Here is a 13,864-nt window from a genome sequence, read left to right as displayed (position 1 = left end):
TTTTTAACCTGCTGTTTTCAAGGGGGTTGAAGGTTTAGGTGCCTATTGAACTACTTAAAACTCTTATCAAAACCCTTAATTAATTAAACACATGAAAAAACTTTTACAGGCCTCCATCTGGTCTTTATGTTTTCTCCTGTTGCACTTTTCTGCTCAAGCGCAGACGAGGACCGTGACCGGGGTAGTTACATCGGCCGATGATGGAGAATCGCTGCCAGGTGTGAGCGTAATGGTCAAAGGTACCTCCACTGGTACCTCCACCGACATTGATGGAAGGTACTCCATCGAAGTGGATGAAAATTCGGTTCTGAGATTCAGCTTCATCGGTATGTTAACTCAAGAAAAGCAGGTGGGCAACCAATCTGTAATCAACGTTGAGCTAGGAACTGATACCAACACCCTGGATGAGGTGGTAATTGTTGGTTACGGTACTCAGAAAAGAAGCTTGGTGACCGGTGCTGTACAGACCGTAGATACCGAAGTGCTTCAAAGTAGACCAATTACCGATGTGGGTAGAGGTCTTCAGGGTACTACCCCCGGCCTTACCATCACCACGCCAAGTGGGCAGATTGGCCAGAATCCAAATATCCGATTAAGAGGGATGACGGGAACCTTGAGTAACACCGACGGTGCCCAGCCTTTGATCCTAGTGGATAACGTGGAGATTGAAAGCCTTCAGCTCATCAACCCAGAGGATATCGAAAGTATCTCCGTATTGAAGGATGCTGCCGCATCTTCCATTTACGGTTCGCGTGCTGCTTGGGGCGTGATTTTGATCACTACCAAATCAGGTGTGAAAGGTGGCAAGCCAAAAATCACCTATTCCAATAACATTGCATATAGCACGCCTACCACTACTCCGGTAATCGCTCCTGGTGCTGATGGCGCTGAAATGGCTTTCCGTGCTTTGCAGAGAACCAACCCTTCAACCAACGTTTTTGGCGCAGTGGGGATGTTCTTTGACCAAGAGGGGATCCAAAAAATGCGTGAGTGGGAAGCCAATTATGGCGGACAGGATTTAGGAATGGAAATGGTGATGGGACGTGATTTTGAAATCCGTGACGGCCGTCTGTTCTTCTACCGCTCTTGGGACCCAGCAGATCTTTTCCTAAGACAATACACCCCTCAGCAGAAGCACGATATCTCTGTATCTGGAGGAACTGAAAAAACAAGCTATTTCTTAAGTGCCGGTTATTTGGGCCAAAGTGGCCAGTTGAAAGTCAATCCTGATGAGTATAACCGTTATAACCTTAACTTTTCTGTAAATACAGCGGTAACCGATTGGATGGATGTAAGAGCCAAAGTACTTTATACAGAAAGTAATTTTACAAGACCTTTCTACTTCTCCTCCGAGACCTATGACCCTTGGTATTACATCTTTAGATGGCAGTCTGTGTACCCTTACGGTACCTATGAGGGGAGACCTTTCAGAAATTCCATTTCTGAAGTAGAGCAGGCTCATATGAACCAAGAAAACGAGACCATGTCCCGTATCAACTTGGGTACTACCTTGAGACCACTAAGAGGACTTTCCATTAACTTGGATTATACCTATTCGAATAACAACACCAACCTGCACCAAACGGGTGGGGTCCTTTCTGCCTACAATTTCTGGGCAACAGGTGCTAACCTGATTTATGAGCCATATAGTAGCCCTGCCTACAATAGAGTGCAGTATGATTCTAGATGGTCAAAGAGACACGTGGGGAGAGCTATCGCCACCTATGAATTTGACATCAACAATGATCACAATTTTAAAGTGATGGCCGGTTCTGATATGGAATCTTTTGAATTCTGGTCGCACTGGTCTCAAAGAAGAGACTTGATGGATCCAGATAGAGGAGAGCTTTCACTTGCTACAGGCGACATGTTCGTGGGGGGCAACAGAAACGCATGGGCTACTTTGGGTTTCTTTAGCCGTTTCAACTATAACTACAAAGAAAAATACCTTTTTGAACTTAACGGTAGATATGATGGCTCGTCCAGGCTTTCTCCAACTGATAGATGGGCATTTTTCCCATCCATGTCGGCGGGTTGGGTAGTTACAGAAGAAGATTTCATGCAGCCACTTGCACCAGTTTTGACCTTCTTGAAACTTAGGGGCTCTTATGGTTCAATTGGTAACCAAAATGCTTTCTTGGGTGATATTTACAGAATCATGGGATCGTCTACTTCTAACTGGATGATTGGCAATGAAAACATGATCACCACGGCTACTCCTGGAGCACTTCCTACCAACCTAACTTGGGAAACTATCAGTACTTTGGATATAGGATTTGACGCTAGATTCTGGAGGGACAAGTTTGGGGTAAGCTTCAACTGGTATGAAAGAACTACCAGCGACATGCACAGTGCCGGTTTGGTAGTGCCAACTACTTTCGGAACCACTCCAACCAAGCAAAACTGGGGTGAACTGCAAACCAGAGGTTGGGAATTGGCCGTGGATTACAGCCACTCTTTCAACAACGGTTTCAGGTTAAATACTACCTTGATGCTTTCTGACTTCCAGGAGAGAATCACTGAATTTGCAGATAACCGAGGCATCAATCAGAACAGACCAGGTAGAGTACTAGGTGAGATCTGGGGTTATGAAACCGACAGGTTGTTCACTGCAGATGACTTTGTACAGGATGCAAACGGAGAATTCGTCCTGGATAATGGAAGATATATCATGAGAGACGGGGTACCTGATCAGTCCTTCTATGAAAGTGGCTGGTTCTTCTACGGACCTGGGGATGTGAAATACAGAGACCTTAACGGTGATGGTTCCATTACTCCGGGTGACGGTACAGTAGATGATCCAGGAGATATGCGCGTGATCGGTAACTCAACGCCTAGATATCAGTATGGTGTGCGAGTAGGTGGTGATTTCAAAGGTTTTGATTTCAACTTCTTCCTTCAAGGGGTAGGTAAAAGAGATTTCTGGGCCAGTGGACCTTTGGCCGTTCCAGGATTCCGTCCAGGAGAGGCTTGGTATGCGCACCAGTTGGATTACTGGACGCCTGAAAATCCAAATGCCTTCTATCCAAGACCTACGGATCAAGGACAGTCTGCAAATGCAAGAAACTTCCTGCCTCAGACGCAATACCTTCTTGATATGTCTTATTTGAGAATGAAGAACATAACCCTTGGTTATACACTTCCAACTGAATTGACTCAAAGGATAAAAATTGACAGGGTGAGGGTTTACGTTTCTGGTGAAAACCTATTTGAGTTTACAAACTTGGATCTTCCAATTGATCCGGAGACCGATTACACTCAGGCGGGATTAAATGATCCAGCATCTTTCGGTAGAGTTTACCCTTACAGAAGAAGCTATTCAGCAGGTTTCCAGTTCACACTTTAAGATTTAAAATTTTAGCATAATGAAAAATAAAATAATCGGATGTTTACTCACTGCCATGGTGGCGGTTGGGGGCTGTGCAGAGGATTTTCTCGAAAAGCCACCGATCGACCGATTGACAGATGAAACATATTGGACTACGGAAGAGAATGTCCGGACTTTTGCTTGGGGCTTTTATTCCAAATATTTCACAGGATATGGTACAGGTTGGACCTGGGGGAGTTACTTTGCAGGCCAAAGCTTGAATGATGACTTTTCACCAACTACGCCTCCGCAGTACCGCCTGAATCCCGTGACGGCTTCCACGGCTACTTATTACAACTTCAACTGGGTCAGAAAGGCCAATATCTTTATTGACAGAATCCAGACAGTTCCTATGGAAGAAGGGGCAATCAACCACTGGGTGGGTGTAGCCAGATTCTTCAGGGCCATGGAATACTCTAACATGGTCAACCAATTTGGGGATGTGCCTTGGATAGGAGAGGAAGTGAATGAAGGTGATCAAGCGCAGATCTACAGACCTAGGGATCCAAGAGCCTATGTCATGGACAGAGTGTTGGAGGATTTCCAGTTTGCTGCTGAAAATGTGCGAGTAAGCGATGGGGTTTCGGGCTTGACCGTAAATAAGGATGTGGTTTTGGCATTCATGTCCCGAGCCATGCTTTTTGAAGGTACCTGGCAGAAATATCACGAAGGCAACAATGCAAAGGCTTCAGAATACCTTGAGGCTGCCAAGTGGGCTGCTGACGAAGTGATTGGATCAGGTCGTTATTCTCTGACCAATTATCGTGAGACTTTTACTTCTATCAACCTTGCGGGAAACCCAGAGGTGATCATGTATAGACACTATGAGCCGGGGATGTTGTCCCACTCTTTGATGAGTTACAACAACTTTGAGCCGCAGACTGGGGTATCCAAAAATGCTATCGATTCCTATCTAATGGCTGATGGTCTTCCGATTTCTCTTTCTCCAAACTATCAAGGAGACAGAACCAGAGAAGAATACCTGTCTAATCGTGACGGTAGAATGTATGAAACCTTCGTGACGGATGAGTATAGAGTAAATGGTATCATTCCAGAGTACAGTACTTCGGGGATTTCCACGCACAAATTCTTGAATGAAAGTATTCGAAATACCCCTGAAGGAAGCTCCAATCTTAACATCATTGATGCCCCGGTGATCCGATACGGAGAGGTATTGATGAATTATGTGGAAGCTGCTGCGGAACTTGGTTCTCTGGGTGGTACTGGCTTGACTCAAGATGATGTGGACAAAACCATCAACGTATTGAGAGCCAGACCAGGTATAGATATGCCAGCCGTACAGGTTGCAGGAGATCAGTTCTCTGTCAACGGTGTCACATATCAGGATCCAAATCAGGATCAGTCCGTTTCTCCGTTGATATGGGAAATCAGAAGGGAAAGAAGAATTGAGCTGATGATGGAAGGTTTCCGTTTGAACGATTTGAGAAGATGGAAGAAAATGGAATATACGGATACCAGAGAAAACCCAACCATCAACCGTGGTGCGTGGATCCGTGAGTCGGATTTTCCTGGACTTCAGAGTAGCGTAGTGCTTTCCGAAGGAAATGAAGGATATATCATCCCTGCGCCAGTTGAGGCTGCACAGCGGGTATTCAACAATCCTAGAGTTTACCTTGATCCTATTCCGATTGACCAGATTGCCCTTTACAGGGAAAACGGTGTGACATTGGAGCAGAATCCAGGCTGGTAAGTTTCCAGTTGGTTAAAATTGCAAAAAGGCCCTTCGATGTGAAGGGCCTTTTATTTGTCACTTGCATTCAATTGCCTAATTTTAATGGATGAATCCCATTTTCATATTAGCTTAAATACCCATTTATTGCCTCATGAGAATTTTAAATAAATCCCTTCAAGCTGTTTTGCTGACTGTTTTGTTAACAGCTTTGTCGGTTTCAAGCCTTTTGGCCCAGCAGGAAGAATACAAGAGACCCATATTTCTAACCCAAGAAAGCGATTGGGCAGACTCGGTCTTCAACACCATGACCGAGGAGGAAAGAATTGCCCAGTTGATTATGATTCCGGTCTATTCCAACAAAGATCAAGTTCACATTGACTCCATCAGTAACTTGGTGAAAGAATATAAAGTAGGCGGGTTGATTTTTTTCCAGGGGGGACCTGTCCGGCAGGCCCATATGACCAACTGCTTCCAAGAAGAAAGCAAAATCCCTCTGATGATCACGATAGATGCGGAATGGGGATTGGCCATGCGCCTTGACAGCACCATGAGATTTCCCTATCAGATGTCGCTAGGTGGCATCGAAGACGATGAGCTGATTTATGAAATGGGCAGGGAGATCGCCCGCCACAGCAAAAGAATGGGGATTCATGTTAATTTCGCCCCTGTGGTGGATATCAACAACAACGCCAACAACCCGGTGATCGGTTTCAGGTCCTTTGGGGAAGATAAGGAGAATGTGGCCAGAAAAGGCATTGCCTATATGAAGGGCATGCAGGATGAGGGAATCTTGGCCAATGCCAAGCACTTCCCGGGTCATGGGGATACCAACGTGGATTCCCACTACGGCTTACCGGTGATTCATTTCTCCAAACACCGTTTGACAGACCTTGAATTATATCCTTTCAGAGAGCTTTTCAAGGAAGGCTTGGGCAGCATCATGGTGGCCCACATGAGTATACCTACGCTTGATCCTACAGAAAACCTGGCTTCAACTTTATCCAAACCAATCGTGACCGATCTGCTGAAGGAAGAAATGGGCTATGAAGGACTGGTATTTACTGATGCGCTAAATATGCAGGGGGTGGCCAAATATTACGAACCAGGAGTGGTAGATGTGAAAGCCTTACTGGCCGGAAATGATATGTTGCTCAATACCATGGATGTGAGAAACACCATCAAGGAGGTAAAGAAAGCCATTGAAAACGGCGAGATCAGCATGGAGGAAATTGACCGCAGGGTGATGAAAGTGCTCAAAGCCAAAGATTGGCTCGGCATGGATCAAATGAAGCCAATTGAAACTGAAAACCTGGTCAAAGATCTTAATAACCCAGAAGCTGAGTTTTTGAACCGAAAACTTACCGAGGCTTCACTTACCCTTTTGAGAAATAAAGACGACATCCTGCCACTAAAAAATCTGGGCCAACAGAAAATTGCCGCCTTGGCAATAGGCACAGAAAACACCACGCCTTTTCAAAAAGGGCTTGAAAGATACGGCAAAGTCGACAAGTTTTTCCTATCCGCAAATGCCGGTCTGGAGGAAATTGCAGAGATGAAAAAAAGGCTGTCGGATTACACCACGGTTTTGGTTGGGGTGCATAAGCTGCAGCTAAAAGCAGGAGGTAGCAATTTTGGGGTGACTTCCAATGTCAACCTTTTCCTAAAAGGACTGATAGAGCAACAGCCCACCGTTGTATCGGTTTTTGGGAATGTTTACAGCCTAGAAAAATTTGAAGGCCTCCATGAAGCGCATGCGGTGATTGCTGCCTACCAGGAAACGGATATGGCTCAGGATGTGGCTTCCCAGCTTATTTTCGGTGGAGTTGGGGCCAAAGGAAAGCTTCCGGTCAATGTGTCCTCCCATTTCAAAATCGGGGATGGTTTGAAAACCGAAAGTGGTTTCCGGATGGGGTATTCTTCCCCTGAAGAATTTGGATTAGCCTCTCGGGACTTTGAAAAAATAGACGATTTGGTGCATGAGGCAATTGAGCAAAAAGCTACGCCGGGTGCCCAGGTGTTGGTGGCCAAAGAGGGAAAGGTGATTTATCACAAAGCCTTTGGCAACCATACCTACGATGAGGAGCAGGAGGTACAGTTGGACGACCTTTATGACCTGGCTTCCCTGACCAAGATTTCCACAGCTTTGGCGGCGTTTATGAAGCTCAGGGGAGAAGGGAAGTTTGATGAAAACCAGACCCTCGGCACCTACCTTCCCATGGCAGAGGGCACCAATAAGGAGAATCTGGTTTACGCCGACATTCTGACCCACCAGGCCGGGCTTCAGGCTTGGATACCTTTCTGGAAACAGACCGTGAGGAAAAGCGGGAAATTTAAATGGTTTACCTTTAAATCTGATTCTTCTAGACGTTTCCCTGTCAAATCAGCCGATAACTTGTATATCCACAGAAATTACGCAAAGAAGATTTACAAAGAGATCATGAATTCCCCGGTTTCGGAAAAGGGAAAATATGTTTATAGTGACCTTTCCTTTATCCTTGCGCCCAAGGTAGTCGAAAACATCACAGGACAAGAATTTACCGCCTACTTGGAAGAGAACATCTTTGCTCCCATAGGAGCTGAGCACCTTATTTTCAACCCTTACAAAACCTATCCGCTCGACAGAATCGTTGCAACGGAATACGACAGCCTTTTCAGGAAGCAATTGCTCAAGGGCACCATACACGATGAGGGAGCAGCCATGTTTGGGGGTGTGAGCGGGCATGCCGGCTTGTTTGGTACTTCCAATGACCTGGCAAAACTCCTTCACCTATACCTGAATGATGGACATTATGGAGGAGAGGAAATTATCAAAAACAATGTGGTAAGCCAATACAGCAAGTGTGTGAATTGTGAGGAAGGGAATTATCGGGCTATGGGTTTTGACCGGCCAAACCGTCCTGGAGATCCAAAGGGCAATACTGCCGCAAGTGCACCTGAAACCAGTTTTGGCCATACAGGCTTTACGGGGACGTATGGCTGGGTAGATCCTGAAAACCAGATTGTTTATGTGTTCCTATCCAATAGGGTTCATCCCACCAGGGAAAATACCCAGCTTTACAAGCTCAACACCAGAACGAACGTGTACCAGGTTATCTACGAGGCCATGGAAAATGCTGCTAAACAAAAGGCTTCTAATTAGACTTAAAACATGGAGCAATTAGCCACTTTCTCCATATGGTCGAAAATAAAAACCTGCGTACAGTAATCCATTATTTGCCTATTTACGGTTCATTTTCCACTGGTCTTTTGTATACCGCTATAGGCGTGATGGCCATGCTTTCTCTCCTGAAAATAAAAGAAGGCGGTGCAGATGAAAGTAGCATGATGGCCATGATGGAGGACAGTATAGCTGGACAGGTTTTTATATTTATTGTTCTTACCGGAGGGCTTTGCTTTGTGTTTTGGAGAATAATTGAAGCCTACAAAGATCCCTATAAATATGGGAGTGATTATATAGGCATCGGAAGGAGAATTGGCATTGGTCTAAGTTCTCTGGCTGATGCCTTTATTGTTTATTCAGGTATCATGGTGGTGTTTGGAGCCACAGGCATCCGAGAGGATGGAGAACCGGAGGAGGAACGGGAAATGGTAGGGGAGATGCTGGAATACGGGGCGGGTGAATACCTGATCATTGCCATAGGTGTCTTAGCTGTATTGGTAGCCCTAGTGCAGTTCTATTACGGTGTGACCAAAGGATATGATGAGCGGGTGGAAATTTCCCATTTCACCTCATGGAAAGAGACGATGATCCATGTTTTGGCCTGGGTAGGTTATTTTGCCAGGGGAATTATCATTGGTATTATTGGTTATTTCTACATTGAAGCCGGGTTTGATCAAAACCCTGAAGCTATAGTCAATACCGATAAAGCCTTTAATTTTCTTGGTGAAGAAGTCGGGAAATGGGCATTTTCGATCGTGGCAATAGGTACTGTGTTTTATGGTTTATTTATGTTTGCCATGGGAATAACATACGACCATGATAATCAAGAGGATAAAATGTGAGATAATTGAAAGATGTGAGATGTTTTTCTTTGATTTTGCGTTTCCTTCTAACGAAACTACATTTGGATTTTTGCTTAGATTTTGGACATTATGGAAGAACAACCGCAATCGGTTAAGGAATACATATTCTCCTTTCCTAAAAAAGTACAGCTGATGCTTGAGCTTGTCAGAGCCGTAATACGCCGGGCCGCACCCGAAGCTGAAGAATCGATTAGTTATGGAATGCCCACCTACAAACTAAACGGCAACCTGGTTCATTTCGCCGCCTTCAAACACCATATTGGTTTTTACCCCGTCCCCAAAGGTATGGAGGAGTTTGAAGAGGAGTTAAAGGCCTATAAAACAGGTAAAGGCTCTATCCAATTTCCACTCGACAAGCCCCTGCCGCTGGATTTAATCAGCCGGATTGTAAAGCACCGCGCCGAAGAAAACAGGAAGATGAAGAAATAGCCTATTGATCCTCTTTTAGCTTATAGATATAATATCCCCCACCTTTGTCATAACTGCAAAATATTAGGGTTTTGCCATCAGGGGAAACCCCTATGCCTCGCGCTTCAGCACCCTGTACTTCAGGCAAATCCAAAGTCCACATTCTCTTGTTTTTTTCATCCCTAAAGTGGAACGTTGCAGGTTTTACACCACTCGCCCTTACAGCTAAATATATTTTCCCCTCACTGCTCACATGGATGGCATTGGATCCTGCAGCAATGCTTGTGATATCCTCGGCTGATTTGAAATTTTGGCCGTCCTCACTTTCGTAAGTTTGGATATAGGGGCTCCCTGGGTTGGGGAAAAAGAGTCTTTTCCCCTCTTTCTCCATTTCAAAGGTGCGTGCCAAAATGCGGTCAGGCAAGATTAACTCCCTAACCATTTCAAAAGCTTTCCCATTCTGCTTAAGGACAAAATTGCCGTCTTCAGCAAACAAGGACATGACGTAGACTTCCCCATTTTTGGCAGCTCTTGGAGAGGTGATCGCACGGTTGCCTTCCGGCACTTCCCACTTGGCAAGGCCTTCTCCAGTTTTGGAATCAATTTTTAGCAAGAGTCTATTCCTGCCTATCAATATATGCCCATCGTTGTCAAGCCCGATGCCATTGATGGGGTTCAAGGAGAGCTCTTCTCCATCCAACTCCACCTTCTTAATTGGTGAAAGAGTTGACTCGGTTCCATCTGGGTCAATTACGGTTAGTTTACCACCGTAATCAGCCAGCCAAAGTTTCCCCTCATCATCCCAGAGTGCTCCATAGCCTGCTCCCGATGCCCCTTCCACTTTTCCGACAAACTGATAATCTGGAGCCGGAACCTCAATGAAGTCCTCCAATGGCTCCTCGCTTTTCATTAAATGGATAGGGGAAGGGCTGGAGTGAACGTCATTTTTTCCATCAGAAGAAATTACCCTGTGAAAAAGGGTTTTTGGTTGGCCTGATGGCTTATTTTCCAACATAGCATACCAGTCGCTTTCCCGCATTTTCACTTCAGTGACCCTATTTGTTTCTTTTTCGAACAAAACCTTGGCGAAAGATTCCGAATCGGAAACCTGATAGGTATAGCCTATCCAGTTACCCATTGCACTTTCTGCCGGGGACCATTCTACAGTATAAAGGGCCTCAATGTTCCTCACCCCGTAAACGTTTCTGGGGTTGTGGCTGGTGATAGTTGGAGCAGATGGCGTGGCAAACTCACTGCTTAGAAGGTGCCTAGGTGGATAATTATCTACTTGGGCGTAAATTGCCCCAGCCGCTAACCATTCATGCCAGTCCCGATCGTAGTCAATACTGGTTTCAAATTGGCCGCTTTTATCAGGCGAAATTTCGAAAGATTTTAAAAGTTCCCCCTCTTCCGTATTTCTCCCTTTATAAAACTTTAAAGTTTTGTCTTTTCGATTAAAGTTTCTCCCTGAGGTTACAAAAGCATTTCCTTTGACTTGCAAGGTTATGGCTTGATCTTTTCCGGTTGAAAAGGTTTCGGCAAGTAGGATATCCCTTCTGATCAAATGACCATTGACGCCAAACACCGCTGGAGGTAGCTTCTTGTCGTCAAAAACCTTCATGTCAGCGGCATTCTTTTCCTTGATATCAAAGGTGGTATAGATGATGGTATCCTGCTCGTAAAAAATATCCATGATGGTCACCGTGTGTTGGGGAGGGAAGTCCATATCCAGCCAGCCTCTGGGCCCAGAGCCTGCCGCTCCGGCATTGAGCAGTTCCAGATCTCCTCGTCTGCCGGGATAATAGGCGTGCTGGTGGCCGCTGATGTAAGTATGCACACCATACTCTTCAAGGATTGACCTTAGCTTCTTTGGATTTTCCAGCACATTTCCTTTGGAGTCCCTTTCCTGTGCCACTCCGTACAGGGGCATATGACCCATTACAAACCTGTATTGGGCCTGTTGTGCTTCCTCGCTGGACAATTGTTCCTCCAGCCATTCCAAATTTTCCTGGTTAATAACGGGGGAGGAGGCTTCCCAAGAAATGAAAAAAGCATTTCCTTTTTTGAAGGAATACCAATTGGGGAAATTGCTTTGGTCGACAAACTCCAACCCGGTTTCCATTTCAGGGTCTTTCCAAAACTCCTTGGCCGCCTGGTGCTCTATGGGATAGGACCGAGGACCGTCATGGTTGCCCAGCGTAAAAGCAAATGGGATGTTTGCCTGCCTTAGCGGTGCGGCAATGTGCTTGTCGAAGCCTGCCCACATTTTATTCAAATGCTCAGGATCACTGATGCCCATTCCGGCCACCATATCACCTCCGCACACTACCATATCGGGTTGCCATAGTCTCGGGATCCGCTGGATGATGCTGTCCACCTGCCATTCATAATCCGCGGCACCCAAACCCGAATTCAAATCACTTATCACAGCTAGTCGCAAGTCTCCTCTTTTCTGGATCTTCTGACTATCCTTCATTTCTACCAACCTCAGTGCGTCAGTTACCAATTTTCCTTCCCCTTGGGGGAAAAACTCAACTTTGGAATCCTGACCAAATTTATATTCGCCCAGTACATTCCATTTCCCGCTTGTTTTAATATCATTTTGATGGATGAAAACACTGTCTATTCCCTCCAAATGATGAATAATGGCTAGATTTTTTGAGGAATTGGTCTTGGTATTCACTGTCCACCAGCTGGCCAATTGGTATTTTTTACCCTCCAATCCCTCAATATTATAAGCTGCAGAATTGTATGTACTTTCCGCATTGGCAATTCTGCTCGGGGAATGGCCGTAGTAGCTGGAATGGTTGCTGTCCTTCCAAATTCCCTTCTCGGCATACTGTTCATGCTCAGTGTCAAGGATTATCGTTTTGGGCTTGTTGCTTTTTTTCTTTTCCTGAATGACCAGAGCTGAGGCATTTTTTCTGAGGCTGTTCCGATTGCCCCCGGGGATATCAGATGGGATATTGGCCACCTCATCGGCCACTATCATCGCCGAAGACCCGCCACCATCCCAATTGAGGGCCTCGTAGCTGCCGATGCCTTTCATCAACTCGGCCAATTCATCCAAGGTGACCCCGGCACTTGATTCCTGCCGGCCGTCTACTATCATGAGAATTAGCTGGTCATCAGCGGTGTAGCCAACGGCCGTGCGTGGATGCCTGGCCAAATGGCTGCCTCCAAACCCTTCTGCCTTCCCATAATTCTCAATTTGTCCATCTTTTATCAGCACCGGTCCACCTCCTATGGCCTGGGTGGCCTTCCATTTCTTTGCCGCATCAAAATCGCCTTCCCCAACCGTGGGGGATAGAAATGAGTAGATTTCCTGATTGTCGGGGTTTATATGCGGCCAGGTAATCTCAGGCTGTCCTGCAATAAAACCCATGGCACCCCTTGCGGTGCCCTGGGCAGGCCCCGATGCTATCAATTCCCCGTCGGAAATCAATAAACTTACGGATTCATTGGATGAAAAATACCCGCCGTTGATCGCCACTAGGGCATCATTTTGCAAAGCAGCATCCAGGGTGGTTTGCCTAGCGATGTTGCTCCCCACTGCTTTGAAATTTAAATTATCATCCATCAAGTCAACCTTGGTATAGGTTGCCTTGACAGGCGAACCATCAGCAAGTTGTCCATGACTTTCATAAACCCGAATGGAATTGGGCAAGAGGATATTCAAATCAGCTCTTTCGATCCAATCCAATTGAATCTCCTGGGCGGGTAGTTGCCAGGAAAGGAAAAACAATACTATGAAAAGTCTGATCTTGGTGGTCATGGCGTGGATTGTAATTGGGGAATTAAACTGTAGAGGTTTTTGCCGGGACATGAAGTCATCGCTTGGTCCAGATGGCCGGAAATAGAATTCAGCGGCAAACCGTAGTTGTCATTGAGAAAAGCAATCAGATTCTGAAGGCTGGCAAGTTGACTGGGGGATACCTCTTCAACTTCAAAGTTACCTTCCAATACGATAGACACATGTCCTGAGAGGTCATAGTTGGTGTTTGAGTCACCCTGCAGTTCTATTTTCCTCCCCTCGGCGATGTTGCCATCCATATCTATGTAAAAGTGGTAGGGGACATCGGACCAGCCTTTTCGGGGGGTGCCATCGGCCAAGGGATCACTTGAAATCGAAAAAGCCTGGAGGTTCTGGAGTTTTTGCTCTATGCTTATCCCCGCATTTTGCTTAACCGCAGTGTGGTGTAGGGTGATAAACTGTGGGGTATGGGCTGGGATTTCAAATTGTGGCGGCTTGGCATTCCAGTCCTCTCTTTTTATAATCGACGATTGAAAATCCCCTTTATTTTGAGCAAAAGCAGGAAGTGAAATTAGGGACAGTAAAATCAGATGTACTAGTTTTGACATAGATAGGTAAG

7 protein-coding genes are annotated in these 13,864 nt (G+C 45.7%); 5 read left to right on the top strand and 2 right to left on the bottom strand.

The annotated features are described in order from the left end of the window. Positions 1–91 precede the first annotated feature (91 nt). The 5 genes from KIH41_RS04345 to KIH41_RS04325 all read left to right on the top strand — a co-directional run bounded on the left by KIH41_RS04345 (position 92) and on the right by KIH41_RS04325 (position 9,512). Positions 92–3,346 (top strand): SusC/RagA family TonB-linked outer membrane protein, encoded by a 3,255-nt coding sequence (locus KIH41_RS04345; RefSeq protein ID WP_246538949.1) that lies wholly within the window; start codon positions 92–94, stop codon positions 3,344–3,346. Between the two features lie 19 nt (positions 3,347–3,365). After that, positions 3,366–5,078 (top strand): RagB/SusD family nutrient uptake outer membrane protein, encoded by a 1,713-nt coding sequence (locus KIH41_RS04340; RefSeq protein WP_214161641.1) that lies wholly within the window; start codon positions 3,366–3,368, stop codon positions 5,076–5,078. Between the two features lie 133 nt (positions 5,079–5,211). Beyond that, positions 5,212–8,199, top strand: coding sequence for a glycoside hydrolase family 3 N-terminal domain-containing protein (locus tag KIH41_RS04335; protein WP_214161640.1), 2,988 nt, complete (start codon positions 5,212–5,214; stop codon positions 8,197–8,199). Between the two features lie 35 nt (positions 8,200–8,234). Further along, positions 8,235–9,062, top strand: coding sequence for a DUF1206 domain-containing protein (locus KIH41_RS04330; protein WP_213946274.1), 828 nt, complete (start codon positions 8,235–8,237; stop codon positions 9,060–9,062). Positions 9,063–9,152: 90 nt separating this feature from the next. Then, positions 9,153–9,512 (top strand): iron chaperone, encoded by a 360-nt coding sequence (locus tag KIH41_RS04325; protein WP_214161639.1) that lies wholly within the window; start codon positions 9,153–9,155, stop codon positions 9,510–9,512. A gap of 1 nt (position 9,513) precedes the next feature. On the opposite strand, the gene KIH41_RS04320 is transcribed toward KIH41_RS04325, so the two are convergent. Further along, positions 9,514–13,317 (bottom strand): phosphodiester glycosidase family protein, encoded by a 3,804-nt coding sequence (locus KIH41_RS04320; protein WP_214161638.1) that lies wholly within the window; start codon positions 13,315–13,317, stop codon positions 9,514–9,516. Then, complete coding sequence (locus KIH41_RS04315) at positions 13,263–13,853, bottom strand: peptidoglycan recognition protein family protein (RefSeq protein ID WP_213946271.1); 591 nt, start codon at positions 13,851–13,853, stop codon at positions 13,263–13,265. Before KIH41_RS04315 ends, KIH41_RS04320 begins: the two co-directional genes overlap by 55 nt. Positions 13,854–13,864 lie beyond the last annotated feature (11 nt).

The sequence above is a fragment of the Litoribacter ruber genome (assembly GCF_018500185.1).
GTDB classification, from domain to species: domain Bacteria; phylum Bacteroidota; class Bacteroidia; order Cytophagales; family Cyclobacteriaceae; genus Litoribacter; species Litoribacter ruber.
Note: the sequence above shows the minus strand (reverse complement) of the source record. Positions and strands in the feature narration are given on the sequence as shown.

What these genes read in the sequence shown, in the direction of transcription:
- KIH41_RS04320 (WP_214161638.1), bottom strand. Translation starts at nt 13,317, where the DNA reads ATGTCCCGGCAAAAACCTCTACAGTTTAATTCCCCAATTACAATCCAC.
- KIH41_RS04315 (WP_213946271.1), bottom strand. Translation starts at nt 13,853, where the DNA reads ATGTCAAAACTAGTACATCTGATTTTACTGTCCCTAATTTCACTTCCT.
- KIH41_RS04345 (WP_246538949.1), top strand. Translation starts at nt 92, where the DNA reads ATGAAAAAACTTTTACAGGCCTCCATCTGGTCTTTATGTTTTCTCCTG.
- KIH41_RS04325 (WP_214161639.1), top strand. Translation starts at nt 9,153, where the DNA reads ATGGAAGAACAACCGCAATCGGTTAAGGAATACATATTCTCCTTTCCT.
- KIH41_RS04330 (WP_213946274.1), top strand. Translation starts at nt 8,235, where the DNA reads ATGGTCGAAAATAAAAACCTGCGTACAGTAATCCATTATTTGCCTATT.
- KIH41_RS04335 (WP_214161640.1), top strand. Translation starts at nt 5,212, where the DNA reads ATGAGAATTTTAAATAAATCCCTTCAAGCTGTTTTGCTGACTGTTTTG.
- KIH41_RS04340 (WP_214161641.1), top strand. Translation starts at nt 3,366, where the DNA reads ATGAAAAATAAAATAATCGGATGTTTACTCACTGCCATGGTGGCGGTT.